This is a genomic window from Streptomyces sp. NPDC047022 (assembly GCF_040644155.1).
Taxonomy (GTDB): Bacteria; Actinomycetota; Actinomycetes; order Streptomycetales; family Streptomycetaceae; genus Streptomyces.
This window is the reverse complement of record NZ_JBEYVV010000027.1, coordinates 18,676-31,089: the sequence shown is the minus strand read 5'-3', so window position 1 is coordinate 31,089 and position 12,414 is coordinate 18,676. Positions and strand designations below refer to the sequence as shown.

The following is a 12,414-nucleotide window of genomic DNA, read 5'->3' as shown; positions in this document are numbered from 1 at the left end:
TGTCCGCACAAACTGCAGCGGCGTCACCGTGTTCAGGTCACGGTGACGCCGCTGCGGGGGGAAGCGCCTGAGCGATCTCTTGCGACGGGGGAATCGCGTCAGGCACTGCGGGGGGTGGCTGAGATGGTCCTGGTGTCGGTACCGTCGGGTTCGACCAGTCGGTGGTCACGCTGGTCCAGGTTCACAAAGATCATTCCGTACCGTATGGCACACCGTACGGGCTGCGGCGCCCCCCGAGGCCGCCGCAGAAGCCGGTACGCCCGCACGTCCTCGTCCTCGTCCCGCGAGACGACAACCGGCTCGCCGAACACGGTCACCATCAGCGAGTCTCCACTGTGAGGAACCGCGGTGACCAGGTCGATGAAGTGCCAGCCGGAGCGGTAGGCCGTGGCCATCTCCCGACGGAAGGAGCGGTCGTCCGGAGGAGTGGTCACATCAGCTCCACACGCTGTCATCCGGGCTCGCGGCAGCCTTGTCGGCGTCCGCCGGAGAAGACTGGTGCGTCACTGACCACACACTGTCCGCTCGCACATCGTCCCCCCGCGCGCTGGAGAGGCCACCCAGTACCCCGAGGGCCACACCGGCGGAGAAGGCAACGGCAAGCGCCGAGCGAAGCATTCTCTTACCCATAGTCGGCTTCGTCCTCACTTGAAGTCCCCTATTCCCCCGTCCTGTAGTAAGACGATGGCTCATTCAGGCACGTCATGGCCACACAATCGGTGCATCATGTTCCTGCACGTTCAGGACCCTGGGGGGTGGAGTTTTGACAACAAATCGGTCCAAAGCGATACATCCCCACGCCTTGACCGAGCTGTGCGAGGAGGGCGGCCGCCTCTACGCGAACGCACTGCGCATGGGACGTATCGCCCGCTCCGACGCAGAAGACGCTCCCTGTCTGATGGAGTTCGCACTCCTTCACCCCGATCCAGACGACGCCACCTGGTTGCGCCCGGTTCCGCCCACGGTCGCCCTCGCTCAGCGGCTCAGCCCCATAGAACGTGAGATATCCGAGCGCAGGCGGCTGTCGACGGGGCTCGCCGAGACTTTCGAGCCATTCATGGCCCTCAGCGCGCAGTTGACCGTGCCCACACACGCGATAACGGTGCTGGAGGGCCTCGACCGCATCAACACATCGCTCGACCTGGCGACATCCCAGTGCCAGAACGAGATGCTCACGGTCCAGCCGAGCGGCCAGCGCCCCGAGCGCAGGCTCATAGAGGGGCTTGAACGCGACCGGACGCTGATGGATCGCGGTGTGCGCATCCGGACCCTGTACCAGCACACGGCGCGCTACAGCCCCGAGCGCCTGGCCTACGTGGACCAGTTCTCCACCGGGAAGGTGGAGTACCGCACCATCGACGAACTCGTGGAACGCCTGATCATCTGCGACGAGACCGTGGCGTTCATCCCGGTCAGCGATGACCGCCAGGTCGCCCTGGAGCTCAGGCATCCGGGTCTCGTCCGCTATCTGATCAAGGTCTTCGAGTTCATGTGGGGCCGGGCAGTGCCACTGCGGGCGGGAACCCCTTACGAGACCGACCCGGACGGCATCACGGACATCCAGCACTCCATCGCCAAACTCCTGGTGGAGGGCCACGTCGACGAGGCGATCGCACGCCGCCTGGGCATGAACGTGCGCACCTGCCGCGCCCACATCGCGAAGCTGGCCACCGCCCTGGGCAGCGGCAGCCGAGCCCAACTCGGCTACCTCATAGCGCAGTCGGGGATTCTGACCCAGAACGACCAGGCCCCCGGGGGTAGTCCCCCGCCATGAGACCTCGCGCCGGCGCGCCGGACGCCTCGGCCGGGAGCGGCCCCGCCGAACGCACCGGCCCGTCCAGGCCCTCCTGGGCGATACGGACGCCCAGTTGCGTCCTGCTCGCCGCGCCCAGGGTCTCCGAGAGCCGGGCGATGTGCGCACGGCAGGTACGGACACTGATCCCAAGCCGCTCGGCGATGACCGCGTCCTGGTGGCCCTCCGCGAGCAGCGCCGCGATCGAGCGCTCCCGGTGGGTGATGCCGTCGATGCCCGTGTCCGGGAGCGGGGAGGTGAGCGGGATCGCGAGCCGCCACAGACGCTCGAACACGGTCACCAGATAGTCGATGAGCGCCGGATGCCGCAGCTCCAGCGCGATCGTGCGGTCGGTGTTCGCGGGGATGAACGCGACCTTGCGGTCGAAGAGGATCAGGCGCTCGGGCACCTCGTCCAGGGTGCGCGCCTCGGCCGCGTCGCCCATCAACTCCATGTACGTGTGCAGTCCTTGGCCGTGGCGGGCGACATGCGTGTACAGGTCGCGCATGCGTACGCCCCTGCGGCGCATCTCCAGCGCCCGGTGCAGGCCCTCGGAGAGCTCGTCCTCGCGGCGGATCCCGCCCGGCTGGACCGTCAGTACCTCGCTCGCGCACAGCTCGGTCGCCTCGTCCATGGCGGCGCGGATCCGCGGCAGCCCGTCCAGGACGCGGATCGCCACGCCCTCCGTGGGCGTCTGCTCGCAGCCGCGGCCGCCGAGCCCGGCATACCACTCGGCCGCCGCCACGGCCGCCCCCACCCTGGCCTGGCTCGCGCTGACCTCGTCGTGGACACCGCGCAACAGCCGGGTCATGACCTCCTGCGGGGAGGTCGGCACCAGCCAGTCCATGTCGTCCGGGTCCGGGTGCAGCAGCGCGAGTTCCAGCAGGCAGGGCACGGGGCCGGCGTCCGCGCGGGGTACGCGGCCTCGGCGTACGGCACGGGAGTACACGCGGTTTCCGGTCTCGCAGAGGCGGTCAGCGCCGTGCGGATGCGCGTCCGTCCCGTGCCCGGCCATCTTCCACCCCTGGCTTTGACTTCTGCGGACTCCTGTCTCCGCAGCGCAACTATGCGCGGAGCGGGGCGGCTCCGCAACCGGGTCGCTCCGCTGGGGGGCCGATATGACCTGCGGCTGCGTGGGGGGATTTGCGCAGTTCCCCGCGCCACTGTCGAACCCGCTTCGGCACGTCGGCCCCTGCGGGCGCGTCGGGGTTCTTCGCCCAGTTCCCCGCGCCCCTTTCGAGGCCGCTTCGGTGCATCGTCGTCTGCGGCATGTGGCTTCACCGGGTGGGCAGCCGCGGCCCACCAGCAGGTGACGACGCACGGAAGGGCGACCACCAGGGACGCGGGGAACTGCCCAAATCGCCCCACCCACCCGCAGACAACGACGCACCGCAAGGCCACACCACAGGGGCGCGGGGGACTGCGCAAAACGCCCCACCCACCCGCAGACAACGACGCACCGCAAGGCCACACCACAGGGACGCGGGGAACTGCGCAAAACCACCCACCCACCCGCAGGTGCCGACGTGCCGGAGCGGCCTCAAGCAGATTAGGGGCGCGGGGAACTGCGCAAAACCGCCCGCCCGCCCGCAGGCGGCGACGTGCCGGAGCGGGCTCGGCAGGGGCGCGGGAAACTGCGCGCAATCGTCCGCGCGCCCGCAGGAGTGGCTACTTCAGTCTGATTTCCGCGCAGGCCGTCCTGTACGCCGCCGTGCAGATCTGCTGGATGGTGAAGATGTTGTCCTGGACCACCGTGTCCTTGATGTTCTTCTGGGTCAGCGCGACCACCGGAACAAGCATGGACGGGATCTTCTTCTCCGTCGGGCTGTCGACCGAGTCACGGGTCAGCGCGTCGAACTCGATGGAGCGGCCCTGGACCTTGGCCACCGCCATCTCCGCGGCGTTGGTCGCCTCCTGCGGATAGGACTTGTACACGCTCATGTACTGCTCGCCCGTGACGATCCGCTGCACCGCGTCCAGCGACGCGTCCTGCCCGGTCACCGGCGGAAGCTTGGTGACGCCCGACTCCTTGAGCGCCTCGATGACCGCCCCGGCCATGCCGTCGTTCGCGGAGTACACCCCGGCGATGTTGTTCGCGCCGACGGCCTTGATCGCCTCGAGCATGTTCGCCTTGGCGTTCTCCGGCTTCCAGTCCTTGGTGTCGTACTTCGCGACGATGTTCACCTTGCCCGAGAGCTCGCTGAGCGCGCCCTCCTTGAACTGCGCCGCGTTGGGGTCGGTGGGCGAGCCGTTCATCATGACGATCTTGCTGGACCCGGTGGAGTCGTTCAGCTTCTCGACAAGGGCGCGCCCCTGCACCTGGCCGACAAGCTCGTTGTCGAAGGAGATGTACGCGTCGATCGGGCCCTGCGCGAGCCGGTCGTAGGCGATGACGGGAATGCCCGCGTCCTTGGCCTTCTGCACATCCGGCGCGATGGCCTTGGAGTCCACCGCGTCCACCAGCAGGACGTCGACCTTGTCCTGGATCATCTGGTCGAGCTGCTGGCTCTGCTTGGCCGCGTCCGCCTCGGCATTGGCGTAGACGACCTTGCCCTTGCCGTGAGTGAGGGACTGCACCTGCTTCTGGATGATCGGGTAGTCGAAGTTGTCGTACCTCGGGTTCTCCTTCTCGGGCAGAAGGAGGCCCACCTGGATGTCGTCGCCCTTCTTCGGGGTCGCGGAACCGCTGCCCCCGCTGGATCCGTCGAAGGCGCCGCAAGCGGCGAGCGATACGGCAGCCGCAGAAGCGGCCAGGGCTATGGCGGTACGACGCACAGCAGTCCTACGGGTGGTACGAGCAGTCACAACAGGGGCCTTCCGGGCGGGGGAGCAGCACTGCGCCCCAATGGCTGAAAGCCAACGCGTAGACGGTGCACAGCGTCAAGAAGTACCGGTTAACGAGATGGCAACAGCATTCACGTAGAAGTCAAGTGAAGACCAAGAGAGTGTGGTGCCCGCACGGTTTCCAAACCTCCGCACGGCAAGAGGCCGGGAGGTGTGGCCTCCCGGCCTCTCGCACGGCTGACCGGACGCCGCCGGTCCTACTGCTGCCGCTTCGGCCGCCACACCACCAGCGCACTGGTCTGCTGTACCTCCTGGTACGGCACGAGGTCACGGCGGTACGAGGCGTGCACAGCCGCCTCGCGCTGGCGCATCGCCGCCGCCGCGCCGTCCAGCGCGTCCTGAAGCTCCGCGACACGGGACTGCAGCGCGGCGACCTGGTTCTCCAGTTCGATGATGCGCTTGATGCCGGCCAGGTTGATGCCCTCGTCCTGCGACAACTGCTGCACCTGGCGCAGCAGTTCGATGTCGCGGGCCGAGTAGCGCCGGCCCCGGCCGGCCGTGCGGTCCGGCGACACGAGCCCCAGGCGGTCGTACTGGCGCAGAGTCTGGGGGTGCAGTCCGGAGAGCTGGGCCGCCACCGAGATGACGTAGACCGGGGTTTCCTCGGTCAGTTCGTACGGATTGCGTCGACGGCCGTCCATCTCCTCATGCTCCCTTCGCCGCCTGGAACAGCTCCGCCCGCGGATCCTCGTCCGCGGTCGCCTCGCGATACGCCTCCAGTGCGTCACGAGCCTTCCCCGTCACGTCCTTGGGAACACTCACCTCGACGGTGACCAGGAGGTCGCCGCGGGTGCCGTCCTTGCGGACCGCGCCCTTGCCGCGGGCGCGCAGCGTGCGCCCGCCCGGCGTGCCCGGGGGCAGCTTCAGGGTCACCGGGGGCCCGCCCAGGGTGGGCACCCGGATCTCGGCGCCGAGGGCGGCCTCCGCGATCGTCACGGGGACGGTCACCGTCAGGTTGTCGCCCTTGCGGCCGAAGACGGGGTGCGCGTCCACATGGACGACGACATACAGGTCGCCGGCCGGGCCGCCCCGCTCGCCGGGCGCGCCCTTGCCGCGCAGCCGGATGCGCTGCCCGTCCGTGACGCCCGCGGGGATGCGGACCTGCATCGTCCGGGACGACTTCGCCCGGCCGCTGCCGTTGCACTCCAGGCAGGGGTGCTCGGCGATGAGCCCACGGCCCTTGCAGTCCGGGCAGGGGTCGGTCAGGGAGAAGCCGCCGCCCGAGCCTCGCGCCACCTGGCCGGTGCCGACACAGGTCGGGCACACGCGCGGCGTGCCGTTCTTGTCGCCGGTGCCCGAACAGGCCTTGCAGGGCGCCTGCGAGGACATGCGCAGCGGTACGGTCGCACCGTCCACCGCCTCCATGAAGCTCAGCGTGACCTCGGACTCGATGTCCTGGCCGCGCCTGGGCTGCGTACGCGTGCCCGCGCCGCCACCGCGGTTGAACAGGCCCCCGAAGACGTCACCGAGACCGCCGCCGCTGCCGAACCCTCCGCCGCCGGCTCCCCCGCCCTGGCCTCCGAAGAGGTCACCCAGGTCGAAGTTGAACGATCCTCCTCCCGCCCCGGGACCGGGACGGAAGCCGCCGTTGCCGAAGAGGGCGCGCGCCTCGTCGTACTCCTTGCGCTTCTTGGGGTCGCCGAGGATGTCGTTCGCCTCGGAGATCTCCTTGAAGCGCTCCTCCGCCTTGGCGTTGCCCTTGTTGGCGTCCGGGTGGAACTCGCGGGCGAGTTTCCGGTACGCCTTCTTGATCTCGGCCTCGGTGGCGTCCTTGGGGACGCCGAGGACCTTGTAGTAGTCCTTCTCGATGAAGTCCTTGGTGCTCATCCCCGACGTCCCTCCTTCCGTTCGATGTCCCGCTCGATGTCGTTCTCCGCGGGGAGCCCGTCACGGGCTCCCGCGGCGATCACGTCAGCCCTCGTCCGGGCCACCGCTCTCCTTGTCGTCGCCCGTCGTCTCGGACGTCTCCTCCGCCTTGACGCTCTGAGCTCCGGGCTGCGGCTCGGCGACGGCCACCCGCGCGGGGCGGATGGTGCGCTCGCCGAAGCGATACCCGGGCTGCAGAATCGCCACGCACGTCGTCTCGGTGACATCCGGCGCGTACGAGTGCATCAGGGCCTCGTGGATCGTCGGGTCGAAGGGCTCGCCCTCCTTGCCGAACTGCTGCAGACCCATCTTCGCCGCGACCGTCTCCAGCGACTCGGCGACGGACTTGAAGCCGCCGACGAGCTCGCCGTGGTCCCGGGCGCGGCCGATGTCGTCGAGCACGGGCAGGAGCTCGGTCAGGAGGTTCGCGATGGCGATCTCCTTGACCGTGATCCGGTCGCGTTCGACGCGTCGGCGGTAGTTCTGGTATTCGGCCTGAAGGCGCTGGAGGTCGGCCGTGCGCTCACCGAGCGCCGTGCGGACCTGGTCGAGCTGGGCCACCAGACCGGCGTTCTGCGCGTTCGCGTCCCCCGCCGGGGCCGCCGCCTCCTTCGGAGAGGAAGAGGCGGCCTTCGGCTCGGCGTCCTCAGGGGTGACGCCGGAGGGGACGTCGGGCTTCTCCTCGAAGCCCGGGGTCTCCTCCGTCACGCGGCACCGTCCTTGCGGTCCTCGTCGACGATCTCGGCGTCCACGACGTCGTCCTCGGCCTTCGCCTGGCCGGCACCGGCGTCACCGGCACCGCCCGCGGCCTGCGCGGCCTGGGCGTCGGCGTACATGGCCTGGCCGAGCTTCTGCGAGACGGCCGCGACCTTCTCGGTGGCGGTGCGGATCTCGGCGGTGTCCTCGCCCTTGAGCGTCTCCTTGAGCTCGGCGACGGCGGCCTCGACCTCGGTCTTGATCTCGCCGGGGACCTTGTCCTCGTTGTCCTTGAGGAACTTCTCCGTCTGGTAGACGAGCTGCTCGCCCTGGTTGCGGGTCTCGGCGGCCTCGCGGCGGCGGTGGTCCTCCTCCGCGTACTGCTCGGCCTCCTGTCGCATCCGGTCGACCTCGTCCTTCGGCAGCGAGGAGCCGCCGGTGACGGTCATCTTCTGCTCCTTGCCCGTGCCCAGGTCCTTGGCGGTCACGTGCATGATGCCGTTGGCGTCGATGTCGAAGGACACCTCGATCTGCGGGACGCCACGCGGGGCCGGGGGCAGACCGGTCAGCTCGAACATGCCGAGCTTCTTGTTGTACGCCGCGATCTCGCGCTCGCCCTGGTAGACCTGGATCTGCACGGACGGCTGGTTGTCCTCGGCCGTCGTGAAGATCTCGGACCGCTTGGTCGGGATCGTGGTGTTGCGCTCGATGAGCTTGGTCATGATGCCGCCCTTGGTCTCGATACCGAGGGACAGCGGGGTCACGTCGAGGAGCAGGACGTCCTTGACCTCACCCTTGAGGACACCGGCCTGGAGCGAGGCGCCGATGGCGACGACCTCGTCCGGGTTCACACCCTTGTTGGCCTCCTTGCCGCCGGTCAGCTCCTTGACGAGCTCGGCGACGGCGGGCATACGGGTGGAGCCACCGACGAGGACGACGTGGTCGATCTCGCCGAGCTGGATGCCGGCGTCCTTGATGACGTTGTGGAACGGCGTCTTGCAGCGCTCCAGCAGGTCGGCCGTCAGCTGCTGGAACTGGGCCCGGGTGAGCCTCTCGTCCAGGTGCAGCGGGCCCTCGGCGGAGGCCGTGATGTAGGGCAGGTTGATCGAGGTCTCGGTGGACGAGGACAGCTCGATCTTGGCCTTCTCGGCGGCCTCTCGGAGGCGCTGGAGGGCCATCTTGTCCTTGCTCAGGTCCACGCCGTGGCCGGACTGGAACTGCTTGACCAGGTAGTCGACGACACGCTGGTCCCAGTCGTCACCACCGAGGTGGTTGTCACCGTTGGTGGCCTTCACCTCGACGACGCCGTCACCGATCTCGAGGAGGGACACGTCGAAGGTGCCGCCACCGAGGTCGAAGACGAGGATGGTCTGGTCGTCCTTGTCGAGGCCGTACGCCAGGGCGGCGGCGGTGGGCTCGTTGACGATGCGCAGGACGTTCAGGCCCGCGATCTCGCCGGCCTCCTTGGTGGCCTGGCGCTCCGAGTCGTTGAAGTACGCCGGGACGGTGATGACCGCGTCGGTCACCTTCTCGCCCAGGTACGACTCGGCGTCCCGCTTCAGCTTCTGCAGGATGAAGGCGCTCATCTGCTGCGGGTTGAAGTCCTTGCCGTCCAGGTTGATCTTCCAGTCAGTGCCCATGTGGCGCTTGACCGACCGGACGGTCCGGTCCACGTTGGTGACCGCCTGGCGCTTGGCCACCTCGCCGACGAGCACCTCGCCGTTCTTCGCGAAGGCGACGACGGACGGCGTGGTCCTGGCGCCCTCGGCGTTGGTGATGACGGTGGGCTCGCCGCCCTCCAGAACGCTGACGACGGAGTTAGTCGTGCCCAGGTCGATGCCGACCGCACGTGCCATTTTCGATTCCTCCAGCTGACTTGAGTGGAACAGGCTCAAGGATGCACGAGGCACCCGTCCGGCGTCAACAGACCTGAGTCAGTGGGACTCAACTTTTGTCCGACGCCGTACGGCAACCGCGGAAAAGCCCTGGTCATCGGCCCACGGCAGGGGCCGGGCGGTCGGTGCGAGCGAGGGCGAGCGAAGGCCGAGCGAGGGCCGAGCGAGGCTCCCTCACCCGCTCGTGCCGCCCCCGCCCAGCAGCAGGGCCAGCCGGCTCACGGCCCGGTCGATCTCCCGGGCGCACTCGTAGAGCACATCACGCGGTTTCGCCCAGGGGTCCGCCACGTCGTCCTCGGCCTCCGGGACCGGTGCGGTCCGGCCCCGGCGCGCCGCCGCGGCGGCCACCACCTTGTCGAAACCCTCCGGGCCGCCCGGACCTTCCCCGTCGTCCGCCACCCGGGCGGCCACATCGCCCGGTCCCCGTCCGTCCGCAGTCCCGAGGCGTACGACCCATGGCACCCGTTCGTCCCTCGGCCCGCCGTCCGCGGCCGACGCTCCGTCCCGGCACGGCGCCATCGCGTCCGCCGCGTCCCTCGCGGTTCCCCCCGCCGCCAGACGCACGAACTCCTTCAGCGTGAAGCAGCGCCGCATCGCCGACGGGGCGAGCCGCACGGCCGCCTCGCGGTGCTCGCGCGCGAGCCCGAGCACCAAGGACGCCTCCGCGACCAGCCGTTCGGTGAGCGGGCGCGCCGAGAAGCCGTGACCGCTGCCGCCCATGCGCTCCAGCACCGCGCGGGTGCCGCTCTCCATCCCCGGACGCAGGTGCGCCAGGGTGCCGGCGCTCTCCGCCCGCACGGACGAGCCTGCCGGGAGCCTCGCGGCCAGCAGCCGCTCGGCGAGCACCGAGCGGTGCACGTTGCCCGTGCAGACGAACAGGACCCGGGTCATCGCTCGCCTTCGCGCCGCGGCCCCGCGGGCGCCCCTGCCGTGCCCGCGGCCGCCCCACGCGGAGCGGGCAGCTCGCCGTAGTGCCCGTAGGAGCCGTAGCCGTCGCCCTTGGGAACGGGGGCCGCGCTGAAGACCGTACCGAGGACCCGTACGCCCACCCGTTCGAGCGACTGGGCGGCGGTACGCACCTGGTCCCGCCTGGTCTTCGCGGCGCGGACGACGAGCAGCGTGCCCTGGGCCAGCGAGGCGAGCCCCACGGTGTCGGCGACCGGCAGCAGCGGCGCGGTGTCGACGATCACGACCTCGTAGGTCTTCGCCAGTTCGCGCAGCACCTCCTCCATGCGCGCGGAGGCGAGCAGTTCCGTGGGGTTCGGCGGCACGGGCCCGCTGGTGAGCACCGCGAGCCCGCCGACGGCCTGCTGCACCACGTCCCCGATCCGGGCCTGCCCGATGAGCACCGTGGTCAGACCCGCGTCCTGGACGAGGCCGAAGGTCGGGGCGACGCACGGGCGCCGCAGATCGGCGTCCACCAGGCAGGTGGCGACGCCCGCTTCGGCGAGCGAGAGGGCGAGGTTCACGGCGGTGTTGGTCTTGCCCTCACCGGGCACCGAACTCGTCACCACGATGATCCGCGGCGGATCGTCCACCTGGGAGAACTGCAGGTTGGTGCGCAGCTTGCGGAACGCCTCGGCGCGCGTGGAGTGCACGTCGGACGTGATGAGCGGGCTCCTGGGGGCATTGCGGTCGAACGGGATGACGCCGAGGCCGGGCAGTGCGGTGAACTCGCCGAGCGCCTCACTGTTCTTCAGTGTGGTGTCGAGCGTCTCGCGCAGGGCGACGAGCGCGGCGGCGAGCAGCAGTCCGCCGAGCACCCCCGCGGCCAGGTTCAGCGCCGGGCGGGGAGAGACGGGGGCGGTGGGGGTGATGGCCTCCTGGGTGACGCCGAGGGACACGGGCGAGACGCGGTCGTCCGTGGGGTTCTTGCGGTGCTGTCCGGAGTCCGTGCCCGGCAGGCGCCTGGGTGTCTCCAGCTGTTCCACGACGGCGCTGAATCGCTTCGCCACGGCGTTGGCGATGCGCGCGGCCCGCTCGGGCACCGTGTCCCGGACGGTGATGTCGATGAGCACCGTGTTGAGCGGGGCGACGGCGGTGATCCGGGACGCCAGTTCCTCCGGGGTGAGGTGCAGCCCCAGCTTCCGCACCACGGACGCGGTCACCTGACGAGTCGTCACGATCGCGGCGTAGGACTGCACGCGCGCCTGCGAGAAGCTCTGCCCCTGGTTCAGCTGGGTGGTGTCCGCTCCGGTGCGCGTGGCGACGAAGAGCTGCGTCCTGGCCTCGTAGACGGCGGTGCTCAAGCCCGTCACGGCGAGCGCCGCCCCGATCGCGAGCGCCAGGCACGCCACGACGGTCGGCCAGCGTCTGGCAAGGGCTTTAAGGAAACCGTGGAGATCCAAGCTGCACCCCTCATAGGACCGAGGGAACCATCCGAATTGAGATGTTCTGTTCCCTTTTCACCCAGTCGAAGATAGGGACTCCCGTACCCAGAGCCCGGGAGACACCCCTGGGTTCGCCCCGTCGGCCCGCGGAACATCCTCGCCACTCCCCCATCCGGTGACTTCTGGGCGACGCCCCGTCAACTGCCTTAGATATGTCCCATTTATCCCATATATCTAGATCTTGGTGACTTGATCGCGAATACGGCGGACGCGCCAGCCGCCTGGCCCGAACGGAAGCCGAGTCGAGGAGAGTGAAGAAAATGACGTCATCGTCCAGATGGCGCGTCGCACTGGCATCAGCAGCATCCGCTGCCGTGCTCGTAGCCGCGCCGCTGGCAGGAGCCCAGACCGCCCACGCCGCGGCTCCGTACCCGCCTCCAGCGTCGTGCGTGACGCTCAGCGCCACCACGGTGCACATCGGGGACGCGGTGCACTTCACCGGCACGGGATTCACCCCTCACCAGAGGGTCCTCGCGATGCTGGACCAGAGAGCGCTCAGGCTGCGCCACGCGGACGGCAGCGGAACGGTGGAGGGCACCGTGCACATCCCGTGGGCCCACCGCGGCATGCACATGTTCAGTCTCACCGCCTGGCACGGCCCCCAGCACACCTGCTCCGTCCAGATCCAGGTGATCGGGGCCGCCTACCCGCCCGCCGGAGGCACGCCCGGTGGAGGCGGCGGCCCGAACGGTGGGTGGGAGGACGGACACGGGCAGCACACGTGGCACTCCGGCAGCGAACACGGCCTCACGACGGCCGGCGGTGACGACAGCCTCGCCAAGACAGGTGCCGAGAAGGCCCTGGCCTACGGCGGCGCCGCGGCCGGGATGATCGCGGCGGGCGGTGGCATGCTGCTCGCGATGCGTCGCCGCCGCAGTTCGTGACGGGCGGTTCAGCAGCGACCCGGACATCCGTACGGCGGTAGCACAGC

Annotated in this window: 11 protein-coding genes; 2 read left to right on the top strand and 9 right to left on the bottom strand. The window is 69.6% G+C overall.

Annotated elements, in window-relative coordinates; genetic code table 11:
- Positions 1-98: 98 nt before the first annotated feature.
- Positions 99-434, bottom strand: coding sequence for a hypothetical protein (locus ABZ845_RS24185; protein WP_360983004.1), 336 nt, complete (start codon positions 432-434; stop codon positions 99-101).
- Between the two features lie 329 nt (positions 435-763).
- Between ABZ845_RS24185 and ABZ845_RS24180 the strand changes: the two genes are divergently transcribed.
- Positions 764-1,774 carry a helix-turn-helix transcriptional regulator gene (locus ABZ845_RS24180; RefSeq protein ID WP_360983002.1) on the top strand — a complete coding sequence of 337 codons (1,011 nt, stop codon included), beginning with the start codon at positions 764-766 and terminating at the stop codon, positions 1,772-1,774.
- Here the strand turns inward: ABZ845_RS24180 and ABZ845_RS24175 are convergent.
- From ABZ845_RS24175 to ABZ845_RS24140, 8 genes are all read right to left on the bottom strand, one after another.
- Positions 1,710-2,807, bottom strand: coding sequence for a LuxR C-terminal-related transcriptional regulator (locus tag ABZ845_RS24175; RefSeq protein ID WP_360983000.1), 1,098 nt, complete (start codon positions 2,805-2,807; stop codon positions 1,710-1,712). The two genes, ABZ845_RS24180 and ABZ845_RS24175, sit on opposite strands and share 65 nt — an antisense overlap.
- A gap of 653 nt (positions 2,808-3,460) precedes the next feature.
- Positions 3,461-4,567 carry a substrate-binding domain-containing protein gene (locus ABZ845_RS24170; protein WP_360982998.1) on the bottom strand — a complete coding sequence of 369 codons (1,107 nt, stop codon included), beginning with the start codon at positions 4,565-4,567 and terminating at the stop codon, positions 3,461-3,463.
- A 266-nt stretch (positions 4,568-4,833) separates the two neighbouring features.
- Complete coding sequence (locus ABZ845_RS24165) at positions 4,834-5,277, bottom strand: helix-turn-helix domain-containing protein (RefSeq protein ID WP_360982996.1); 444 nt, start codon at positions 5,275-5,277, stop codon at positions 4,834-4,836.
- A gap of 4 nt (positions 5,278-5,281) precedes the next feature.
- Positions 5,282-6,463 carry a molecular chaperone DnaJ gene (gene dnaJ / locus ABZ845_RS24160; protein ID WP_360982994.1) on the bottom strand — a complete coding sequence of 394 codons (1,182 nt, stop codon included), beginning with the start codon at positions 6,461-6,463 and terminating at the stop codon, positions 5,282-5,284.
- An 84-nt stretch (positions 6,464-6,547) separates the two neighbouring features.
- Complete coding sequence (gene grpE / locus ABZ845_RS24155; protein ID WP_360982992.1) at positions 6,548-7,210, bottom strand: nucleotide exchange factor GrpE; 663 nt, start codon at positions 7,208-7,210, stop codon at positions 6,548-6,550.
- Complete coding sequence (gene dnaK / locus ABZ845_RS24150) at positions 7,207-9,054, bottom strand: molecular chaperone DnaK (protein WP_360982991.1); 1,848 nt, start codon at positions 9,052-9,054, stop codon at positions 7,207-7,209. The genes grpE and dnaK overlap by 4 nt, the downstream gene beginning before the upstream one ends.
- Before the next feature lie 213 nt (positions 9,055-9,267).
- Positions 9,268-9,984 carry a hypothetical protein gene (locus tag ABZ845_RS24145; RefSeq protein ID WP_360982989.1) on the bottom strand — a complete coding sequence of 239 codons (717 nt, stop codon included), beginning with the start codon at positions 9,982-9,984 and terminating at the stop codon, positions 9,268-9,270.
- Entirely contained in the window at positions 9,981-11,441 is a 1,461-nt protein-coding gene (locus ABZ845_RS24140; RefSeq protein WP_360982987.1) for a polysaccharide biosynthesis tyrosine autokinase, read from the bottom strand. The genes ABZ845_RS24145 and ABZ845_RS24140 overlap by 4 nt, the downstream gene beginning before the upstream one ends.
- A 431-nt stretch (positions 11,442-11,872) precedes the next feature.
- On the opposite strand from ABZ845_RS24140, the gene ABZ845_RS24135 reads away from it, so the two are divergent.
- Complete coding sequence (locus ABZ845_RS24135; RefSeq protein ID WP_360982985.1) at positions 11,873-12,367, top strand: LPXTG cell wall anchor domain-containing protein; 495 nt, start codon at positions 11,873-11,875, stop codon at positions 12,365-12,367.
- Positions 12,368-12,414 lie beyond the last annotated feature (47 nt).

Coding starts and splice junctions, on each gene's coding strand:
- ABZ845_RS24165 (WP_360982996.1), bottom strand. CDS start 5,277: ATGGACGGCCGTCGACGCAATCCGTACGAACTGACCGAGGAAACCCCG.
- ABZ845_RS24145 (WP_360982989.1), bottom strand. CDS start 9,984: ATGACCCGGGTCCTGTTCGTCTGCACGGGCAACGTGCACCGCTCGGTG.
- dnaJ (WP_360982994.1), bottom strand. CDS start 6,463: ATGAGCACCAAGGACTTCATCGAGAAGGACTACTACAAGGTCCTCGGC.
- dnaK (WP_360982991.1), bottom strand. CDS start 9,054: ATGGCACGTGCGGTCGGCATCGACCTGGGCACGACTAACTCCGTCGTC.
- ABZ845_RS24175 (WP_360983000.1), bottom strand. CDS start 2,807: ATGGCCGGGCACGGGACGGACGCGCATCCGCACGGCGCTGACCGCCTC.